At 72.8% G+C, this 18,284-nt stretch carries 16 protein-coding genes; 8 read left to right on the forward strand and 8 right to left on the reverse strand.

The annotated features are described in order from the left end of the window. Window positions 1–365: septum formation initiator family protein (locus LE548_RS11925; RefSeq protein WP_225096708.1), on the reverse strand; the 365-nt coding region annotated here is incomplete at its 3' end. 313 nt (window positions 366–678) lie between these two features. After that, the gene (gene rsmH, locus LE548_RS11930; RefSeq protein WP_263635961.1) at window positions 679–1,680 is read right to left on the reverse strand and encodes a 16S rRNA (cytosine(1402)-N(4))-methyltransferase RsmH; all 1,002 of its coding nucleotides are present in this window, start codon (window positions 1,678–1,680) and stop codon (window positions 679–681) included. A 423-nt stretch (window positions 1,681–2,103) separates the two neighbouring features. Here rsmH and LE548_RS11935 point away from each other — a divergent pair, with 423 nt between their 5' ends. The 4 genes from LE548_RS11935 (at window position 2,104) to LE548_RS11950 (ending at window position 7,687) form a co-directional block, all read left to right on the forward strand. Beyond that, entirely contained in the window at window positions 2,104–2,652 is a 549-nt protein-coding gene (locus tag LE548_RS11935) for a carbonic anhydrase (RefSeq protein WP_225096711.1), read from the forward strand. Window positions 2,653–2,913: 261 nt separating this feature from the next. Next, a complete protein-coding gene (locus LE548_RS11940; RefSeq protein WP_225096713.1) occupies window positions 2,914–3,954 on the forward strand; it encodes a MoxR family ATPase in 1,041 nt (346 codons plus the stop codon). Next, window positions 3,954–5,315, forward strand: coding sequence for a DUF58 domain-containing protein (locus tag LE548_RS11945; protein ID WP_225096715.1), 1,362 nt, complete (start codon window positions 3,954–3,956; stop codon window positions 5,313–5,315). Before LE548_RS11940 ends, LE548_RS11945 begins: the two co-directional genes overlap by 1 nt. Continuing rightward, window positions 5,312–7,687 carry a DUF3488 and transglutaminase-like domain-containing protein gene (locus LE548_RS11950; RefSeq protein ID WP_225096717.1) on the forward strand — a complete coding sequence of 792 codons (2,376 nt, stop codon included), beginning with the start codon at window positions 5,312–5,314 and terminating at the stop codon, window positions 7,685–7,687. The genes LE548_RS11945 and LE548_RS11950 overlap by 4 nt, the downstream gene beginning before the upstream one ends. Window positions 7,688–7,775: 88 nt before the next feature. Here LE548_RS11950 and LE548_RS11955 read toward each other — a convergent pair whose 3' ends face one another. The 3 genes from LE548_RS11955 to LE548_RS11965 all read right to left on the reverse strand — a co-directional run bounded on the left by LE548_RS11955 (window position 7,776) and on the right by LE548_RS11965 (window position 9,892). Further along, complete coding sequence (locus tag LE548_RS11955; RefSeq protein WP_053653797.1) at window positions 7,776–8,159, reverse strand: DUF3040 domain-containing protein; 384 nt, start codon at window positions 8,157–8,159, stop codon at window positions 7,776–7,778. A gap of 278 nt (window positions 8,160–8,437) precedes the next feature. Then, window positions 8,438–9,208 (reverse strand): methyltransferase, encoded by a 771-nt coding sequence (locus LE548_RS11960; protein WP_225096718.1) that lies wholly within the window; start codon window positions 9,206–9,208, stop codon window positions 8,438–8,440. A 123-nt stretch (window positions 9,209–9,331) separates the two neighbouring features. Further along, window positions 9,332–9,892: an SAV_6107 family HEPN domain-containing protein gene (locus LE548_RS11965; RefSeq protein WP_225096720.1), complete on the reverse strand. Its 561-nt coding sequence runs from the start codon at window positions 9,890–9,892 to the stop codon at window positions 9,332–9,334. A gap of 188 nt (window positions 9,893–10,080) precedes the next feature. On the opposite strand from LE548_RS11965, the gene LE548_RS11970 reads away from it, so the two are divergent. From LE548_RS11970 to LE548_RS11985, 4 genes are all read left to right on the forward strand, one after another. Beyond that, window positions 10,081–10,854, forward strand: a complete 774-nt coding sequence (locus LE548_RS11970; RefSeq protein WP_225096828.1) for an ATP-binding cassette domain-containing protein — start codon at window positions 10,081–10,083, stop codon at window positions 10,852–10,854. After that, window positions 10,841–12,925 carry a YhgE/Pip family protein gene (locus tag LE548_RS11975; protein ID WP_225096722.1) on the forward strand — a complete coding sequence of 695 codons (2,085 nt, stop codon included), beginning with the start codon at window positions 10,841–10,843 and terminating at the stop codon, window positions 12,923–12,925. Before LE548_RS11970 ends, LE548_RS11975 begins: the two co-directional genes overlap by 14 nt. 47 nt (window positions 12,926–12,972) lie before the next feature. Beyond that, on the forward strand, window positions 12,973–13,602 hold the full coding sequence (locus LE548_RS11980; RefSeq protein ID WP_225096723.1) for a TetR/AcrR family transcriptional regulator: 630 nt from the start codon (window positions 12,973–12,975) through the stop codon (window positions 13,600–13,602). Window positions 13,603–13,993: 391 nt separating this feature from the next. Beyond that, window positions 13,994–15,505, forward strand: a complete 1,512-nt coding sequence (locus LE548_RS11985; RefSeq protein WP_225096725.1) for an NAD(P)/FAD-dependent oxidoreductase — start codon at window positions 13,994–13,996, stop codon at window positions 15,503–15,505. 10 nt (window positions 15,506–15,515) lie between these two features. Here the strand turns inward: LE548_RS11985 and LE548_RS11990 are convergent, their stop codons facing one another. The 3 genes from LE548_RS11990 to thiE all read right to left on the reverse strand — a co-directional run bounded on the left by LE548_RS11990 (window position 15,516) and on the right by thiE (window position 18,240). After that, entirely contained in the window at window positions 15,516–16,466 is a 951-nt protein-coding gene (locus tag LE548_RS11990) for a DUF1129 domain-containing protein (protein ID WP_225096727.1), read from the reverse strand. A 56-nt stretch (window positions 16,467–16,522) separates the two neighbouring features. Next, on the reverse strand, window positions 16,523–17,446 hold the full coding sequence (metF, locus tag LE548_RS11995; protein ID WP_225096728.1) for a methylenetetrahydrofolate reductase [NAD(P)H]: 924 nt from the start codon (window positions 17,444–17,446) through the stop codon (window positions 16,523–16,525). 146 nt (window positions 17,447–17,592) lie between these two features. After that, window positions 17,593–18,240: a thiamine phosphate synthase gene (gene thiE, locus LE548_RS12000; RefSeq protein WP_225096730.1), complete on the reverse strand. Its 648-nt coding sequence runs from the start codon at window positions 18,238–18,240 to the stop codon at window positions 17,593–17,595. Window positions 18,241–18,284: the final 44 nt, after the last annotated feature.

The raw sequence follows: 18,284 nt of genomic DNA on the forward strand, positions 1-18,284 counted from the left end.
GGGGTGGCGGCGCTCGGGACGCCCTTGACCCTGCCGTCGGGGCCGAGGAAGGCCGGGTCGCCGCCGGGGACCATGCCGAGTTCATGGGCGCGGCGCTGGAGGGCGTCGGGCGAGGAGTAGGCGTCGATGTCCCGCTGGAGGGCCTGTTCCTCGTCTGTGAGGTTCTTCGTCCGCTTCTGCAGGTCGGCGAGTTTGAACGAGCCTTCGCTGAGGGCGGAGTTCAGCACCAGCAGCCCGATGAGGCCGCCGCCGAGGATCAGGACGACGAGGAGGACGAACGGAGTGCGGGCCGCCCGTGCGCGGCCGGCCGGGAAGAGCTGGGCGAGCCGCGCCGCCCGCCCCCTCAGTGCGGGTTTCCTGCTCACTGCTCCCCCGGTGCGTCCGGGAAACCGGCCGGCTTCCCGTGTGAGTGCGGGAGGCCGGCCGACTCCCCGTGCGAGTGCGGGAAGCCGGCGGACTCCCTGTGTGAGTGCGAGACGCCGGCCGACTCCCCGTGCGAGTCCGGGAGGCCGGCCGGTTTCCCGTGCGAGTCCGGGAGGCCGGCCGGTTTCCCGTGCGAGTCCAGGAGGCCGGCTGGCAACCCCTGGTGAGTCCGGAGGTCCGACCAGCCCCCTCGGTGAGTCCGGAGTCCGACCGGCCTCCTCCGTGGGTTCGGGAATCCAACCGACCCGTCTTCGCTCACTCGGCGTCCTCCCTGATGCGCTCGGCGCCGCGCAGCCTGGCCGGTGCGGCGCGGCGGTTCTCGGCGACCTCTTCCTCGGTGGGAAGTTCGGCACCCCGGGTGAGCAGCTTGAGCCGCGGCTGGTAGCGCTCGGGCACGACCGGGAGGCCGGGGGGCGCGGTGGAGGCGGCACCGGCTGCGAACACCTGCTTGACCAGGCGGTCCTCCAGCGAGTGGTACGACAGCACGGCGACACGTCCGCCGACGTCGAGGGCCTTCACCGCGGCCGGGATCGCCCGTTCCAGGACGGACAGTTCGCCGTTGACCTCGATGCGCAGGGCCTGGAAGGTGCGCTTGGCCGGGTTGCCACCGGTGCGCTTGGCGGCCTGCGGCAAGGCGTCCCGGATCAGCTCCACCAGCCGGGCGCTGTTGCTGAACGGCTCCTTCTCGCGCTCGCGGACGATCGCGGCCACGATGCGCTTGGCCTGCTTCTCCTCGCCGTACGCACGCAGGATGCGCACGAGTTCGCCCGCCGGGTAGGTGTTGAGGACCTCGGCGGCGCTGATGCCGGTCGTCTGGTCCATGCGCATGTCCAGGGGCGCGTCCTGGGCATAGGCGAAGCCGCGGTCGGCCTCGTCCAGCTGCATCGAGGAGACCCCGAGGTCGAACAGGACGCCCTGCACGCGCGCGAGGCCGAGCCGGCGCAGCACCTCGGGCAGTTCGTCGTAGACGGCGTGCACGAGGGTGGCGCGCTCACCGAAGGGCGCCAGCCGCTCTCCGGACAGCCGCAGCGCCTCCTTGTCCCGGTCGAGTCCGATCAGCCGGGCCTCGGGGAACCGGGTCAGCAGCGCTTCGCTGTGCCCGCCGAGGCCGAGGGTGCAGTCGACGACCACCGCTCCCGGCCGCTCCAGGGCGGGTGCCAGCAGGTCCAGGCACCGCTGGAGCATCACCGGGACGTGTCGACTCTCTCCCTCCTGTCGCCCACCGCCACCCTCATTCGAATGCGCTTCGCGCCCCATTTGATTCCGGGCCTCTCAGATCCCGCGGGCCCTACGCACCGCCGGGTCCCCGCCTGCTCGTGAAGAGGGAGGCCTGCCGGCGCCGGAAGCGTCAGCCGACCGGGAGCAGGAGGAGGCCGAGCCGTACGTACGCGCCGCGCACGTGGGGAGACGGTCCGGGTGCGGTCCGGGGTCTCCGGGGGTTTCACCAGCAGGGAGAGTCAGGTCTCCCGCTTCGCGTCACTTTAGTCCACGCTGTGTCGCGGTCAATCAACCGGCCTGCGCGTCGCGTACCGCATCGCGGCGGAAGCCGCAATACGAAGGTTTCACCCGCATGGCCCATGTTTGCCGTCCGTGTGGGTTAGCTCACAACAAGCCACGATGACGTTCTTTGTCCGCTCTCACAGCAGGCCAGGACCGTGGGTGACCAGTAACGTCATGAGTATGACGACTTCCGCAGCAGCTCCCACTGGATCCGAAGACGCCATAACTGACGGCGGCACCGTCACGGACCGCCTGGTGGATGCCAACCGGCGGTATTCCGCCGCGTTCACCGACCCCGGCATGGACGCGCGCCCCGTGCTCCGCGTCGCCGTCGTGGCCTGCATGGACGCCCGCCTCGACCTGCACGCCGCGCTCGGCCTGGAGCTCGGCGACTGCCACACCATCCGCAACGCGGGCGGGGTCGTCACCGACGACGTCATCCGCTCCCTGACCATCAGCCAGCGCGCGCTCGGCACCCGCAGCGTCGTCCTGATCCACCACACCGGATGCGGCATGGAGTCCATCACCGAGGACTTCCGGCACGACCTGGAGATGGAGGTCGGCCAGCGCCCGGCGTGGGCGGTGGAGGCCTTCCGGGACGTCGACCAGGACGTGCGCCAGTCCATGCAGCGCGTGCGCACCTCGCCGTTCCTGGTGCACACCGACGACGTGCGCGGCTTCGTGTTCGACGTGCGCACCGGCCGGCTGCGCGAGGTCGACCCGGCCTGACGCGGCCCCACCGACCGGCCGCCCCGGCAGCACGGCACTCTTCCCCCGCCGTTCCCGTATCGAAAACAGGGTCGAAAAAGCCGTAAGACCGACATCGTTCGGGCAGTTGTCCACAGGCGAGTGACACGAATCGGTAACGGCGGCAAGAATGCGGGGTGTGACAGCACGCGGAACTTTTCCCGCGTGGTGTCCGTGTTTCGGGGTGGGCCGGTTTCGCGCCGTAGAGCGCCGGCCCGGAATGAACGGGCCGAGGAGGGCCGGGTGACGACCTATGACGATCGAGCGAGCCTCACTGATCTGACCGCCACGGTGGAGCGGGTGCGCGGTTCGGTGGAGAGCGTGATCGAGGGCAAGCCCGAGGTCGTACGGCTCGCGCTGACCGTGCTGCTCGCCGAGGGCCATCTGCTGATCGAGGACGTCCCCGGAGTGGGCAAGACGATGCTGGCCAAGGCGCTGGCGCGGTCCATCGACTGCTCGGTGCGGCGCATCCAGTTCACGCCCGACCTGCTGCCCTCGGACATCACCGGGGTGTCCATCTGGGACCAGCAGCGCCGTGACTTCGAGTTCAAGCCGGGCGCCATCTTCGCGCAGATCGTGATCGGCGACGAGATCAACCGCGCCTCGCCCAAGACCCAGTCGGCACTGCTGGAGTCCATGGAGGAGCGCCAGGTCACCATCGACGGGCAGACGTACGAACTGCCCAGCCCCTTCATGGTGGTGGCCACGCAGAACCCGGTCGAGATGGAGGGCACCTACCCGCTGCCCGAGGCCCAGCGCGACCGCTTCATGGCCCGCGTCTCCGTCGGCTACCCGAGCGTGGAGGCCGAGTTGCAGATGCTCGACATCCACGGCGGGGTGAGCCCGCTGGAGGACCTCCAGCCGGTGGCGCACGCGCACGAGATCGTCAAACTGGTCGAGGCGGTGCGCGGGGTGCACGTCTCCGAGCCGGTCCGGCGGTACGCGGTGGAGCTGGTCGCCGCCACGCGCACACACCCCGACCTCAGACTCGGTGCCTCCCCGCGCGCGACGCTGCATCTGCTGCGCGCGGCGAAGGCGACCGCGGCCCTGGCCGGGCGGGAGTTCGCGCTGCCGGACGACGTCCAGGCGCTCGCCGTCGCCGTCCTCGCCCATCGCCTGCTGCCCACCGCCCAGGCCCAGCTCAACCGCCGTACGGCCGAGCAGGTCGTGCAGGAGATCCTCCAGCACACCCCGGTCCCGGCGGCGCAGGGCCCGCAGAGCGGCTTCGGCGGCCTCGGCCGGGCCGTCCCCGCGTATCCGCAGCAGCCCCCGCGGAGTCTGTGATGAGCGCCGGGGGGACCGGGCAGGCGGAGCCCGACCGGGGGGAGACGGGCGGTGTCCGTACGGCCCTGTCGGGGCTGACCACCCGCGGCCGCTCCTTCCTGGCGGCCGGTATCGCGGCCGCGATCTGCGCGTACGTCCTCGGCCAGAGCGATCTGCTGCGGGTCGGCCTGCTGCTGGCCGTGCTGCCCCTGCTCTGCGCGACCGTGCTCTACCGCACGCGCTACCGGGTGGCCGCCACCCGCCGACTCGCCCCCGCGCGCGTGCCGGCCGGCAGCGAGGCGAGGGTCCATCTGCGGATGGACAACGTCTCCCGGCTGCCCACCGGTCTGCTGATGCTCCAGGACCGGGTGCCCTACGTCCTCGGGCCGCGCCCCCGGTTCGTGCTGGACCGCGTGGAGCCGGGCGGCCGCCGCGAGGTCTCCTACCGGGTCCGCTCCGATCTGCGCGGCCGCTATCCGCTGGGCCCGCTCCAGCTGCGCCTCACCGACCCCTTCGGGATGTGTGAACTGACCCGCTCCTTCTCGGCGTTCGACACGCTCACGGTCATCCCGCGCGTGGAGCCGCTGCCCCCGGTCCGCTTCAGCGGCGAGGCCAAGGGCTACGGCGACGGCCGGCAGCGCTCGCTGGCCCTGGCGGGCGAGGACGACGTGATCCCGCGCGGGTACCGCCACGGCGACGACCTGCGCCGGGTGCACTGGCGGTCCACCGCGCGCTACGGCGAGCTGATGGTCCGCCGCGAGGAACAGCCGAGGCGCTCCCGGTGCACCGTGCTGCTGGACACCCGGGGCGGTGCCTACGAGGGCGCGGGCCCCGACTCGGCCTTCGAGTGGGCCGTCTCCGGCGCCGCCTCCGTGCTGGTGCACATGCTCGAACGCGGTTTCTCCGTACGGCTGCTGACCGACAACGGCAGTGCGGTGCCCGGCGAGGGCGGCGACGGTTTCGCGGGCAGCGGCGCGGAGACCGCGGACGCGGCCGGGCTGATGATGGACACCCTCGCGGTCATCGACCACTCCGATGGCTCGGGCCTGTCCCGGGCGTACGACGTGCTGCGCGGCGGCAACGAAGGGCTGCTGGTCGCCTTCCTGGGCGACCTGGACGAGGAGCAGGCCGCGACGGTCGCCAAGATGAGCCGGCGCGCCGGCGGTGCCGTCGCCTTCGTCCTCGACCCGGACACCTGGACACGGGAGGCGACCGCCGTGCCACGGCCCGGCGACCGGCACGCGGAGCGGCTGCGGCTGCTGCGCGAGGCGGGCTGGACGGCGCTGAGCGTGCCGCGCGGCGGCGCGCTGAACGCGCTGTGGCAGCAGGCCGACCGGGAGCGTTCGGGTCTGGCCGGGGTGAGCGGGGAGGCGACGGCATGAGCGGGCGGGCACGACTGGCGCTGTGCGCCGCCGCGGCCACGCTGATGACCTCCTGCGCGCTGCTGCCGCTGGTGGCCGAGCCGACCTGGCTGCTGCAGCTGATCCCGCTGATCGCCGTGCAGAGCGGGGTGGGCGCGGCGGCCCGCCGGGTGCCGCTCGGCCGGCCGCTGACCGTGATCGCGCAGGTGCTGGTCACCGTGGTCCTGCTGACCCTGGTCTTCGCGCGGCAGCAGGCGGTCCTCGGGCTGATCCCCGGCCCGGAGGCCTTCCGGCATCTGACCGACCTGCTCCAGCAGGGCTCCACCGACGTCAGCGAGTACGCGATACCGGCGCCGCTCACCGAGGGCATCAAGCTGATGCTGATCGGCGGCGTCCTGGGCATCGGGCTGCTGGTGGACACGCTCGCGGTGACCTTCCGCAGCGCGGCCCCGGCCGGTCTGCCGCTGCTCGCGCTGTACTCGGTGGCCGCCGGGCTGTCCGACGGCGGGGCCGACTGGCTGTGGTTCCTGGTGGCGGCGGCCGGCTATCTGATGCTGCTGCTCGCCGAGGGCCGGGACCGGCTGGCGCAGTGGGGCCGGGTCTTCGCCGGCGGGCCCAGCTCACCCGGCGCCCCGGACGGCGGCGTCGTGGCTCCGGTGCGCACCGGACGCCGGATCGGCGCGGTCGCGCTGGGGGTGGCCCTGCTGGTGCCGCTCGCCCTGCCCGCGATGAGCGGCGGCCTGCTCGGCGTCGCCGGCACTGGAATCGGCAGGGGCGACGGCAACGGGGGCACGATCTCCGCGGTCAACCCGCTGGTGTCGCTGCGCGACAGCCTGAACACGAACAACGATCGCCAGGTGCTGTCCCTGAAGACCAGCTCGAACGACGTCTCGGACCTGTATCTGCGGATCGTCTCCCTGGACGACTTCGACGGCACGACCTGGAAGCCGACCCAGCGGCGCATCGTCGGCGTGCCGGACACGTTCCCCGCGCCCCTCGGCCTGAGCCAGGACGTCAGGCGGGACACGGTGACGACGACGATCTCGGCGGCGGACGACTACGCCCAGGACTGGCTGCCGATGCCGTACCCGCCGAGCGGTGTCAACATCGCCGGCCGCTGGCGCTACGAGCCCGTGGGCATGACCCTCGTGGGCGACCACGGCCAGACCACGCGCGGTGAGACGTACCAGGTGACCAGCCTGAACGTGCAGCCGACGGCCGAGCAGCTGGCCTCGGCGCCGGAGCCGCCGGCGGACCTGAAGCACGCGTACACCCAGGTGCCGTCCGCGGTGCCGAAGGTCGTGGCCCAGACCGCCCGGCAGATCACCGCGGGCGCCCGCAACCACTACGAGGAAGCGGTCAAGCTCCAGGACTACTTCGCGGTCACGGGCGGCTTCCAGTACGACACCCGGGTCGAGGTCGGCCGCGGACCGGGCGCCATCGCGACCTTCCTGAAGAAGAAGCAGGGCTTCTGCGTCCACTTCTCGTTCGCCATGGCGGCGATGGCCCGCACCCTCGGCATCCCGGCCCGCGTCGCGGTGGGCTTCGCCCCGGGCACCCCGCAGGGCGACGGCACGGTCACGGTGAACCAGAAGGACGCGCACGCCTGGCCCGAGCTGTACTTCGAGGGGGTGGGCTGGACCCGCTTCGAGCCGACCCCGACCCGGGGCACCACCCCGTCGTACACGGTGTCGGACACGCCGGGCACCTCGCTGCCGGACCAGGAGCTGCCGTCGCACCAGACGTCCACGGCGCCCTCGGCGGCGGCCTCCCCGAGCCAGAGCTGCACGGCCCAGCCGGCCGGCTGCGACACCGCGTCCGCGGCGGCGGCCTCGCACAGCGGCGGCGGGGGCGCGGGCCCCTGGTGGGCCGTGCTGCTCGGGCTGGCCGCCCTCGTGGTGGCGGCCGTTCCCCTGTCGCCGCTGCTGTGGCGGGCGCGGGTGCGCGCGGTGCGGCTGGGGGCGCACGCCCGGACCGAGGAGGGCGCGGCGGCGCACACCCTGGCCGCCTGGCAGGAGCTGACGGACAGTGCCTGGGACCACGGCATCGTGCCGGACGAGTCGCTGACTCCGCGCAGAGCGGCCGACCGGATCGTCCGGCTCGGCGAGCTGGATCCGGCCGCCGGTGCGGCGGTGCACCGGGTGGCGGACGCGGTGGAGCAGGTGCTGTACGCACCGCGACCGCGCCCGGCGGCGGGTGCGGCGGAGGATGTGCGCCGGGTGATCGAGGGGCTGCGCGGCGCGGTCGGTACGGGGGCGCGGCTGCGGGCGCTGTTCCTGCCCCGCTCGTCGGTGCGGGTGCTGTGGGCGCTGTCGGCCCGCTGGTCGGCGCTGCGGTCCCGGGTGGCGGCGGCGAGGCCGAGCCTGCGGCGACCGTCCGAGCAGCAGAGCTGAGACGCGACAACGTGTGAGGGGCGACCACCTCGGGTGGTCGCCCCTCACACGTTGTCTGTCGGTGCCGGCGGAAATCCGCCGGACGGCGCTAGTGGCCCTGTTCGTCGCGGCGGCGCTGCCAGCGCTCCTCGATCCGGTCCATCATGGAGCGCTTCGGACGCGCCTGGCGGCGAACGGCGCCCGCGGGCTGCTCGCCCGGCTTCGGCGCCTTGCGCCAGCCGGTGACGGCGAGTACGGCGCAGCCCAGCATGACGAGGAAACCCACCACACTGACCCAGATCAGCTGCGCGACCATTCCGGCCATGAGGAGCGCGATACCCACGAGGAAGCCTGCGACCGCCTGGTAGACCCGACGCCGGGTATACGTCCGCAGCCCGCTTCCCTCAAGCGCCGACGCGAACTTGGGATCTTCGGCGTACAGCGCTCGCTCCATCTGCTCAAGCATTCGCTGCTCGTGCTCCGAGAGCGGCACGGAGTCCTCCTCATCGTGCAGTCGCCGGGGCGACCCGGGGGGTCCCTTCAGGATAGGCAGGGAATCGCCCCCGTGAAACCCGCCCCTCTACGCCAGTTGGCCAACCGGAGTCCGTCATGGCCGTCCCGGCTCGCTGAGGCTTCCATTCCCCTGCGGCCGACCCGTCATGCCGGGTGGTGCACCTCGATCATACGGCGCAAACCCCTCGATCGGGGGGTCTTGTGTCGTACTCCATCCGCCGTCGATGCCCTGATCAGCGGCGGATCCCGGCCGTGTGTTCAGGCCCCGGCGGCGCCCGGTGTCTCGCCGAGCACATGGAGCTGGGTGGCGACGGAGTGGAACGCGGGCAGCTCGGCCGCGGCGGCTTCCAGCTTGAGGAGGGCGTCGAGGGCGCTGGGCTCGGTGTCCACCAGGACGCCGGGCACGAGGTCGGCGAAGACCCGCACGCCGTGCACGGCGCCGACGGTCAGGCCCGCGCCCTCGACCAGCGCGGTGAGCTGCTCGGCGGTGAACCGGCGCGGCATCGGGTCGCCGGTGCCCCAGCGGCCGTCGGGGTCCTGCAGCGCCTGCCGGGCCTCCGTGAAGTGCCCGGCGAGAGCGCGGGCGAGCACGGCGCCGCCGAGGCCGGCGGCGAGCAGGCTGAGGACGCCCTCGGAGCGCAGTGCGGCGACCGCGTTGCGCACGCCCTCGGCCGGGTCGTCGACGTACTCCAGGACGCCGTGGCACAGCACGACGTCGTAGCCGCCGCGCTCCACCACGTCGAACAGGCCGTGCGCGTCGCCCTGGACGCCCCGGACCCGGTCGGCGACGCCGGCCTCGGCGGTCCGGCGCTCCAGTGCGAACAGCGCGTTGGGGCTGGGGTCGACCACGGTGACATGGTGGCCGAGCCTCGCGAGGGGCACGGCGAAGTTGCCGCTGCCGCCCCCGGTGTCGAGGACGTCCAGCGACTCCCGTCCCGTGGCCTTGACCCGGCGGTCGAGGGCGTCCTGGAGGACCTCCCAGACCACGGCGGTACGGAGAGAGGCGCGGGGGCGCAAGGGGTCCGACACGGCAGTTGACTCCTCGGCGGGACGGAAGGCTTCAGGCATCTCCACCCTATTGCCTCCGGCGCCCTGCCGGTCACCGCGGCCGGGTAGGTCGCGGTACGTCTCGCCCGCCGGACTTCTGCGTGGTCAGCCCGCGTCCGGAAGGTCACCCGGGGCATTCGCACCCGGCGGTTCCCCCGTGTCCCTGCGGGGCTGGGGCAGGACGGGCTGGAGGACGAGCAGCCGCTCCACGATGCGCAGGAACATCGCGACGTCGCGTATCAGGTCGTCGGCGTCGCGCTGTCCCGCCGCGCCCTGGATGCCGGCCTCCGCGCGGGCGCGGCGGGCGGCCCCGGCGGCGAACAGGGCGCTCCACTCGGTCAGTTCGGGGGCGATCTCGGGCAGTACTTCCCAGGCGCTGCGGATCCGGGCGCGGCGGCGCGGGTTGGTCTCGGGCCGGCCCCGGGCGGCGAGCACGGCGGCGGCGGTGCGCAGGGCGGCGAGGTGGGCCGTGGCATAGCGCTCGTTCGGCGTGTCCAGCACGGCGGCCTCCGCCAGTCCGGCGCGGGCCTGGGCGAGCAGGTCGAGGGCGGCGGGTGGGGCCGTGGTCCGGCGGAGCACGGGGTGCACGTCGCTCGCCGGGCCGGTCAGTGAGGGGGCAGGGCCGGTGGCGCGGCGCCGGCGGGCGGCGGCGGACGGGTTGGCCATGACGAACCTCCTGTCGTCTGGGTGACGGCACGCCCTCACACGGGGTGTGCCGTATGTGCTCATCGTGCGGTATGCCACTGACAATCCGATCTGACCTGCGGTTTTGCCTCGCTCGTAGGTTCGGGCGTACTTTTGCACTGACCAGTCAGTTCAAAACACGGGGATCGGGCAGGGGGCCTGTGGACGGCATGGACGGCATGGCGGACGGCATGGACGGCGCGCACGGCGTGGACGTCACGGTCGAGGGCCTCGGGCTCAGGGGACCGCGGGGGTGGGCCTTCCGCGGTGTCACCCTCGACGCGAGGCCCGGCTCGCTCATCGCGATCGAGGGACCGTCCGGCTCCGGCCGCACGAGCCTGCTGCTCGCGCTCACCGGGCGGATGAAGCCCACCGAGGGCACGGCCGTCGTCGGCGGGCTCGCCCTCCCGAGGCGCATGGCCGCTCTGCGCCGGACCAGCGCCGTGGCCAACGTGGCCGGGGTGACGGACCTGGAGCCGGCCCTGACCGTCGGCGAGCATCTGCGGGAACGCGCGCTGCTGCAGAGCCGGTTCGGCGACTCCCTGCGCGATCTGCTGCGCCCCCGCACCCAGCGCGTGCACCAGGCGCGGCTGCGCGTCGACGCCGCCCTGGCCGCCGCCGGGCTCGACCTGGAGACGCTGCCCAAGGGCTCCCGCACGGCCGTACGCGATCTGGAGCGGCTCCAGGAACTGCGCCTGTCCATCGCGCTGGCCCTGCTCGGCCGGCCCGGCCTGATCGGTGTCGACGACATCGATCTCGGACTCTCGGACGCCGAACGCGCCGAGGCCTGGGACCTGCTGCGCTCCCTCACGCGCGCGGGGACGACGGTGGCGGCCGTCTGCCGCACCGCGCCCGCGGACTGCCGGGCCGTACGCATGGGCGGGACGGACGGGACCAGTGCCGAGCAGAGCGGCCCGAAGGAGGACGCCGATGCGCTCGCCTAGGCTGGCCGCCCTCGAACTGCGCCGCTTCGGGCGCGGGAAGCTGCCCCGGGCCGCCCTGGTGGCGCTGCTCGTGCTGCCGTTGCTCTACAGCGCCCTGTACCTGTGGTCGTTCTGGGACCCGTACGGCCGTCTGGACCGCATCCCGGTGGCCCTGGTGAACGACGACAAGGGCGCCACGGCGGGCGGGAAGAAGATCAGCGCCGGGGACGACATCGTCGCCGGGCTGCGCGACAGCCGGACCTTCGACTGGCATGAGGTGAGCGACGCGCAGGCACGCGCGGGCGTGGAGAACGGCACGTACTACCTGTCGCTGACCATGCCGGCCGACCTCAGCAGGCGGATCGCGTCCAGTTCCGGCGACGCCCCCGAGACCGGCGCCCTTCAGGTGCGCACCAACGACGCGAACAACTACATCGTCGGCCAGATCTCCCGGACCGTCTTCAACGAGGTGCGCTCGGCCGCCTCCAGCAAGGCCTCCCGCACCTTCCTGGACAAGATCTTCGTCTCGTTCTCCGACATCCACGGCAGGACTGTCACCGCCGCCGAGGGCGCCGACCGGCTGAACACCGGCATCGGGAAGGCCGAGAAGGGCTCCAAGGACCTCGCCGACGGGCTGAAGGACGCCAAGAGCGGCAGCGGCAGGCTGGCCAAGGGCCTGAAGAAGCTGGACACGGGCGCCGGTGACCTCCAGGACGGGTCCCGGCAGGTCGCCGACGGCACACAGGCGCTCGCCGACAAGGTCGACGGCGTCCACGACAAGGCCGGACCGTTCCTGCGGGACAACGGCAGGACCATCGGGGACACCGCGCGCCTGGTCTCCGACTCGGCGAAGACCGTCAAGGACAACCTCGACGTCCTGATGAAGCTCGCGCCCGCCGCCGACCGGACCGCGCACGGCTCCTCCGCCGTGCTGGACGCGGTCTACCGGGCACGCTGCGAGACCGCGACGCTCCCCGACCCGGCCTGCGCGGACCTGAAGCGCGCCAGGACCGCCGCCGACGAGGTGGCCGGCGTCGCCGACGACCTCGGCACGCTGGTCGCCGACCAGAACGGCGACCTGAGGACGATGAGAGCCAACCTCGGCACGCTCCAGAAGCAGGCCGACGCCCTCGCCGCGAGCGCACCGCACCTCGCCGAGGACGTCGACGACGCCGTCAAGAAGATCGACCAGCTGAACGCCGGCGCCCAGAAGGTCGCGGCCGGGGCGAAAGAGCTGCACGCCGGGCTGGGCACCGCCCGGACCGGCGCCGACACCCTGGACCAGGGCATCGGTACGGCGGCCACGGGCGCCCAGACCCTGAACGGCGGCCTGTACAAGCTGTCCGACGGCTCAGGGAAGCTCGCCGGCGGGCTGCACGACGGCGCGAAGCGGATCCCGGACTACGACAAGCGGGAGCGGGACGCGCGCACCGGCGTGATGGCCGACCCGGTCCAGCTGGCCTCCCATGACCTGCACAAGGCGCCGAACTACGGCACCGGGTTCGCCCCGTACTTCATCCCGCTGTCCCTCTGGGTCGGCGCGATGGTGGCCTACATGCTGATCCAGCCGCTCAACCGGCGCGCCCTGGCGGCCGGTTCGCCGGCCTGGCGGATCGCGCTCGCCGGCTGGCTGCCGGTGGTCGCCGTGGGCGTGCTCCAGGTGGCGGCGCTGATGGCCGTACTGCACTGGGCGATCGGTCTGCAGATGCTGCGTGCGGCCGGCACGATCGGCTTCCTGTTCCTGGTCACCGCGTGCTTCGGGGCGATCGTCCAGTGGCTGAACGCCCGCTTCGGCGCGGCGGGCCGGATCCTGGTGCTGGCCTTGCTGATGCTCCAGCTGACCTCGGCGGGCGGCACGTACCCCGTGCAGACCAGCCCGGGTTTCTTCACCGCGATCCACCCGTTCCTGCCGATGAGCTACATCGTCGAGGCGCTGCGCCGGCTGATCACCGGCGGCGGCCTCGGCCCGGTCTGGCAGGCGTGCGCCGTGCTGGCCGCGTTCACGGCGGGGGCGCTCACCCTGACCGCCCTCGCGGCCCGGCGCCGCCAGGTGTGGACCCTGGACCGGCTGCACCCGGAGCTGAGCCTGTGATCCGGCAGAAGACCCGGCACGCGCGCGTACCTGTGAGAATCGGGGCCATGGAAAGCAGCAGCGCCAGGTCCGGCGGCAGCACGCGCCGCGAGGCCACCCGGCAGAAGCTCTACGAGGCGGCCGTCACCCTCATCGCCGAGCAGGGCTTCTCCGCGACGACGGTGGACGAGATCGCAGAGCGGGCCGGGGTCGCGAAAGGCACGGTCTACTACAACTTCGCGAGCAAGTCGGTACTCTTCGAGGAGCTGCTGCGGCACGGGGTGGGCCTGCTCACCGCCTCCCTGAAGGAGGCCGCGGAGCGCACCGCGCGCGAGGGCGGCAGCAAGGTGGACGCGCTGGACGCGATGGTCCGCGCGGGCCTGGTCTTCATCGACCGCTACCCGGCCTTCACCCAGCTGTACGTGGCCGAGCTCTGGCGCACCAACCGGGCCTGGCAGTCCACGCTGATGGTGGTCCGGCAGGAGGCCGTCGCGGTGGTCGAGGGGGTGCTGCGCGAGGGCGTGGCGGCCGGGGAGTTCAGCGACGAGATCGATGTGCAGCTGACGGCGGCCGCGCTGGTCGGCATGGTCCTGGTGGCCGCGCTGGACTGGAAGTCCTTCCAGCCGGAGCGCTCCCTGGACGACGTCCACGCGGCCCTGTCACGGCTGCTCCAGGGGCGGGTCAGCGGAAGGGGCTGAGACACGAGGAGGGCGCCGGCCCGCTGTGGACCGGCGCCCTCCCCCTCCCCGTGCTCCCCGTACTCCCCCGTACGGTTCTCCCCCGATGGTCCCCCGTGGGTGGTCGTTCCCCCGGGTCCCCCGTCTCGCTTCCGCCGACGGATCGGCGGAAGGAGCGGCCAGGTGGCGGGCGCCGTTCCGCCGCCCCGTGTCGGCGGTGCCGGGCCGCGCCCCCTTGCCGTGCCTCCACTCTCCCGTCCGCGCGGGTCGCGCCCCATCCGCGCGCGTACTCATCTCGCCTCCTAGGTACGGATACTCAGCCCTGCGCACGTGTGCCCGCACGGCGCTCCACACGGTCGCACGGACCCGCCCCCGGCTCCGGTTGTCAGTGGCGGTCGATAAAGTCGCAGGCATGGCACGGATTGTGGTGATCGGCGCCGGGATGGGCGCGATGGCGGCCGCCGCCCGGCTGGCCGTCGCGGGCCACCGGGTGACGGTGTACGAGCGGACGGACACGTACGGCGGTGCGGTGCGCCGGTTCGAGCGGGACGGGTTCGCGTTCGACACCGGTCCCGGCCTGCTGACACTGCCCGCCGTGTACCGCGATCTGTTCGTCAAGACCGGCAAGGAGCCGCTGGAGGACTGCGTCGAGCTGGTCCAGGTCGACCCGTCCGCGCGGCATGTCTTCGCGGACGGCACCGAGGTGTCGGTGCCGAACGCCTCGCGCGCGGGCGTGGTCGCGGCCCTGGACGAGGCGCTGGGTGCGAGCGCGGGCGAGCGCTGGGGCGAGTTCCTGGTGCGGGCCCGGGAGGCCTGGGACCGCACCCGCAGACCGCTGCTGGAGGAGCCGCTGTGGCCCAACTGGCGGGTGCTGGCCGACAAGGAGCCGTATCCGGGCGTCCCGCACAAGCGACTGCTGCGGACACGGCGGGCGAGCACGCTGGCCGAGATCGGCGCCTGGGAGCTGCGCGACGAGCGGCTGACCGCCCTGCTGGACAGCAGTGCACTCGCCCACGGCCTCGATCCGCGTACGGCTCCGGCGAGCGCGGCCGTGCTGCCCTACATGGAGCACGCCTTCGGCACCTGGTATGTGCGCGGTGGCATAAGGGAGTTGGCGCGCGCCGTGTACGAGCGGTGCCTGAAGCGGCGGGTCGAGTTCGTCTTCGGCGCGGAGGTCATGCGCATCCTGGAGAAGGACGGGCGGGCCACGGGCGTGGAGTTGCTGGACGGCACGGTGGCCGAGGCCGACCATGTCGTGGCGGACGTGGACCCGGCGCGGCTGAAGGCGATGACGGACCATCCGCTGGACCGGGCCGGGGACGTCCAGGTCGACCCGTTCGCGACCGGGCCGGGGCGGTTCACCGTGCTGCTGGCCCTGCGCGGCGCACGCGAGACCGGCGCCGCACATCGCACGGTCGTCCATGCGCCGGACCCGGAGTCCGAGCTGGACTTCCTGACCTCGGCGGACGAAGATCAGCCGCCACCGCCCACGGTGACCGTGCTGCGCCCGGACGATCCCGCGCTCAGACCGGACGACGCGCACGAGTCCGTGGTGCTGTCCGCGGTGGTGCCGGGCGCCGCCGACTGGGAAGAGGAGCCCCTGGTCCGGCAGTACACGGAGCATCTCCTCGAAGCCGCCGAGGCCGCCGTACCGGGCCTGCGGGACCGGATCCTGTGGCAGGAGGCGCGCACGCCGGACGACACCGACGACGAGACGAGTGCCTTCCTCGGCGCGGTACCGGCTCCCGCGCTGGCCGCCGGGCAGGGCCGTTTCCTGCACCCTGCGAACACCACGCGGCTGCCCGGTCTGTACCGGGTGGGCGGCTGGTCACACCCCGGCGGCGGTCTGCCGCACGCGGGCATGTCGGGCGCGCTGGTGGCGGGGCTGATCGTGGAGGGCCCGGAGTTCCGCGGCTCCCAGTGAAGCGAGTCCGTCAGAAACGGTACTGCTCGTCGTACCCGGCGCCGGGCTGCGGCTGCTGCGCCTGGCCGTGCTCCTGGCCCTGGTACGGGTAGGGGTACGGCTGCTCGGGCGGGAGTTCGCCGCCGTAGGTCTCGTCGGTGCGCTGCTGCGGCACCCACACCCCGCCGGGCGGGGTCTCGCCGTAGCCGCCGGCGTACGGCTCCTGTGCGTAGCCCTGCTGGCCGTACTGCCCCGCGTAGCCGGTGTCGTACGCGCCGCCGCCGTAGGACTGGGTGCCGATGTACGGGTCGGAGTAGTTGGCGTAGCCCTGCTGGCCCCCGGCGTCGTAGCCGTAGCCCTGCTGGCCGTAGCCGGAGTAGTCGTAGGCGTAGGCCTGCTGCCCGGCCCCTTGAGGCTGGGCAGCGGTCGCATGGGTGGCGGTGTCGCCGTAGACGCCGTAGGAGCCGGTGTCCTCGGGCAGCGGCTGGGGCTCGTAGACGGTGGTGGACTCGACGGGGCGGGCCGGGGTGAAGACGTCGTCGCGGTCGTAGTCGTCGTAGTCCTCATGGCCCTGGGCGTAGCCGGGCTGTTCGGGCTGCCCGTCCTCCTCGGGGCCGGTGGGCTCCGGGTCGGCCGCCTCCAGTGCCGGGTCCTGCCGCTCCGCCTTGCCGCGACGGCGCTTGCTGCCCCCGCTGCCCGCTCCGGGGTCGGCGGCGCTCTCGTCGTCGGGGCGCTTGACCGCCCAGCCGGCGGCGAAGCCGCGGCGGAACGACAGGGTGACGTAGGTCTGGCCGACGGCGAAGGCGATGGCGCCGATGCCGATGACGATCACGGACGGCAACAGAACACCGATCACGACACCGAGGAACCCGGCGAAGGCGAGCAGCCGCCAGCGCAGCCGCGCCTTGTACTGAAGCAGCACCTCGCCCAGCAACCACAGCGCGACGATGCCGAACGCGATGTAGAGGACCGTCCAGCCCATGTACGCCCCTCTCCCAGTGACCGCTACGCAGTGTGTCGTATCACGGTGCGGCCGGTCTAGGCCTGCGGGGGGTGGTGCAGGCCCAGGTTCTCGTAGATTTCCAGGGTCGCCGTGGAGTTGTTGAGCGTGATGAAGTGCAGTCCGGGCACTCCCTCGGCGAGCAGCCGAGCGCAGAACTCCGTGGCGAAGTCGATTCCGATGGAGCGTACCGCCGCCGGATCGTCCTTCGCTGTGAGGATCCGCTCTTTCAGGGCGTCCGGGAAGACCGCATTGCTGAGTTTGGGCAGGCGTTCCAGCATCTTCACGCTGGTGACCGGCAGGACCTCGGGAATCACCGGGGTGTCACAGCCCGCGGCCACCACGCGGTCACGCAGCCGGAGATACGACTCCGGCTGGAAGAACATCTGTGTGATGGCGTAGTCGGCGCCCGCGCGGCACTTGTCCACGAAGTGGGAGACGTCGGTGTCCCAGTCCGTGGAGCGCGGGTGCATCTCCGGGAACGCGGCGACGCCCACGCAGAAGTCGCCCGACTCCTTGATGAGCCGGACGAGCTCGGCCGCGTAGGTCAGGCCCTTGGGGTGCCGGACCCACTCGCCCATGGGGTCGCCGGGCGGGTCGCCGCGCACGGCGAGCATGTTGCGGATGCCCGCGTCCGCGTACTGGCCGATGATGTTGCGCAGTTCGGCGACGGAGTGGTCGACGGCGGTGAGGTGGGCGACCGGGGTGAGCGTGGTGTCGGCGACGATCTGCTGGGTCTCCTTGACCGTGCCCGCCCGGGTGGAGCCGCCGGCGCCGTAGGTCACGGAGACGAAGTCGGGCGCGACCGCCTCGACCCGCCGGAGCGCGCTCCACAGGTTCCGCTCACCCTTGGGGGTCTTCGGCGCAGAGAACTCGAACGAGTACGTCTTTTTCCCGGTGGCGAGAATGTCGCGCACGGTGCGTGCGCGATCAGTCCTGGTGGAGGGGGTTCCGAGGGCCATAAGGGCAGGTTAGCCAGGGGTGGGCGGTCACCCAACCGGATGCCGGTAATTTGCCTGAATTGTCGGCTTGATGTCCACCCCTTGGACAAAAACGCGGACAGAGACGGGGGCAGAGACGCGGGCAGAAACCCGGCGACGGCGTGTCGCTACGCCTGCCGCAGCCGCTTCGCGAACTCGGCGGCGGCCGCTCCCGGGTCGTCGGCCTCGGTGATCGCGCGGACCACGACCACCCGGCGGGCGCCTGCGTCCAGCACCTCGTCGAGGTTGGCGAGGTCGATGCCGCCGATGGCGAACCAGGGGCGCTCGGTGCCCAGGCCCGCCGTGTACCGCACCAGGTCCAGGCCGGGGGCGTGGCGGCCGGGCTTGGTGGGGGTGGGCCAGCAGGGGCCGGTGCAGAAGTAGTCCACGCCGTCCTGCGCGGCGGCCGCCGCGGCCTCGGACTCGGCGTGCGTGGAACGGCCGACCAGCACCTCGTCGCCGAGGATGGCGCGGGCCGCCGGGACCGGCAGGTCCCCCTGCCCGAGGTGGAGCACATCGGCGCGGGCGGCGTGGGCGACGTCCGCGCGGTCGTTGACCGCGAGCAGCTTGCCGTGCCGGGCGCAGGCGTCGGCAAAGACCTCCAGGTGCGCCAGCTCCTCGGCGGCCTCCATGCCCTTGTCCCGCAACTGCACGATGTCGACACCGCCGGCCAGCACCGCGTCAAGGAACTCGGGCAGGTCGCCCTGGCGCCTGCGCGCGTCCGTGCACAGGTACAGGCGGGCGCCGGCCAGCGCGGTGCGTGCGGTGTCGGACATGCGTGGGTCCCCCCGGGGTGGGTGTCGCTGGCGGCTGTCGCGGG

Source organism: Streptomyces sp. CoH27, from assembly GCF_020181035.1.
Classification (GTDB): domain Bacteria; phylum Actinomycetota; class Actinomycetes; order Streptomycetales; family Streptomycetaceae; genus Streptomyces; species Streptomyces camelliae.

Excerpts from the sequence above, each read along its gene's own strand:
- rsmH (WP_263635961.1), bottom strand. The coding sequence starts at position 1,680 with ATGGGGCGCGAAGCGCATTCGAATGAGGGTGGCGGTGGGCGACAGGAG.
- LE548_RS11935 (WP_225096711.1), top strand. The coding sequence starts at position 2,104 with ATGACGACTTCCGCAGCAGCTCCCACTGGATCCGAAGACGCCATAACT.
- LE548_RS11945 (WP_225096715.1), top strand. The coding sequence starts at position 3,954 with ATGAGCGCCGGGGGGACCGGGCAGGCGGAGCCCGACCGGGGGGAGACG.
- LE548_RS11950 (WP_225096717.1), top strand. The coding sequence starts at position 5,312 with ATGAGCGGGCGGGCACGACTGGCGCTGTGCGCCGCCGCGGCCACGCTG.
- LE548_RS11965 (WP_225096720.1), bottom strand. The coding sequence starts at position 9,892 with ATGGCCAACCCGTCCGCCGCCGCCCGCCGGCGCCGCGCCACCGGCCCT.
- LE548_RS11970 (WP_225096828.1), top strand. The coding sequence starts at position 10,081 with ATGGACGGCATGGCGGACGGCATGGACGGCGCGCACGGCGTGGACGTC.
- LE548_RS11975 (WP_225096722.1), top strand. The coding sequence starts at position 10,841 with ATGCGCTCGCCTAGGCTGGCCGCCCTCGAACTGCGCCGCTTCGGGCGC.
- LE548_RS11980 (WP_225096723.1), top strand. The coding sequence starts at position 12,973 with ATGGAAAGCAGCAGCGCCAGGTCCGGCGGCAGCACGCGCCGCGAGGCC.
- LE548_RS11985 (WP_225096725.1), top strand. The coding sequence starts at position 13,994 with ATGGCACGGATTGTGGTGATCGGCGCCGGGATGGGCGCGATGGCGGCC.
- LE548_RS11990 (WP_225096727.1), bottom strand. The coding sequence starts at position 16,466 with ATGGGCTGGACGGTCCTCTACATCGCGTTCGGCATCGTCGCGCTGTGG.
- metF (WP_225096728.1), bottom strand. The coding sequence starts at position 17,446 with ATGGCCCTCGGAACCCCCTCCACCAGGACTGATCGCGCACGCACCGTG.
- thiE (WP_225096730.1), bottom strand. The coding sequence starts at position 18,240 with ATGTCCGACACCGCACGCACCGCGCTGGCCGGCGCCCGCCTGTACCTG.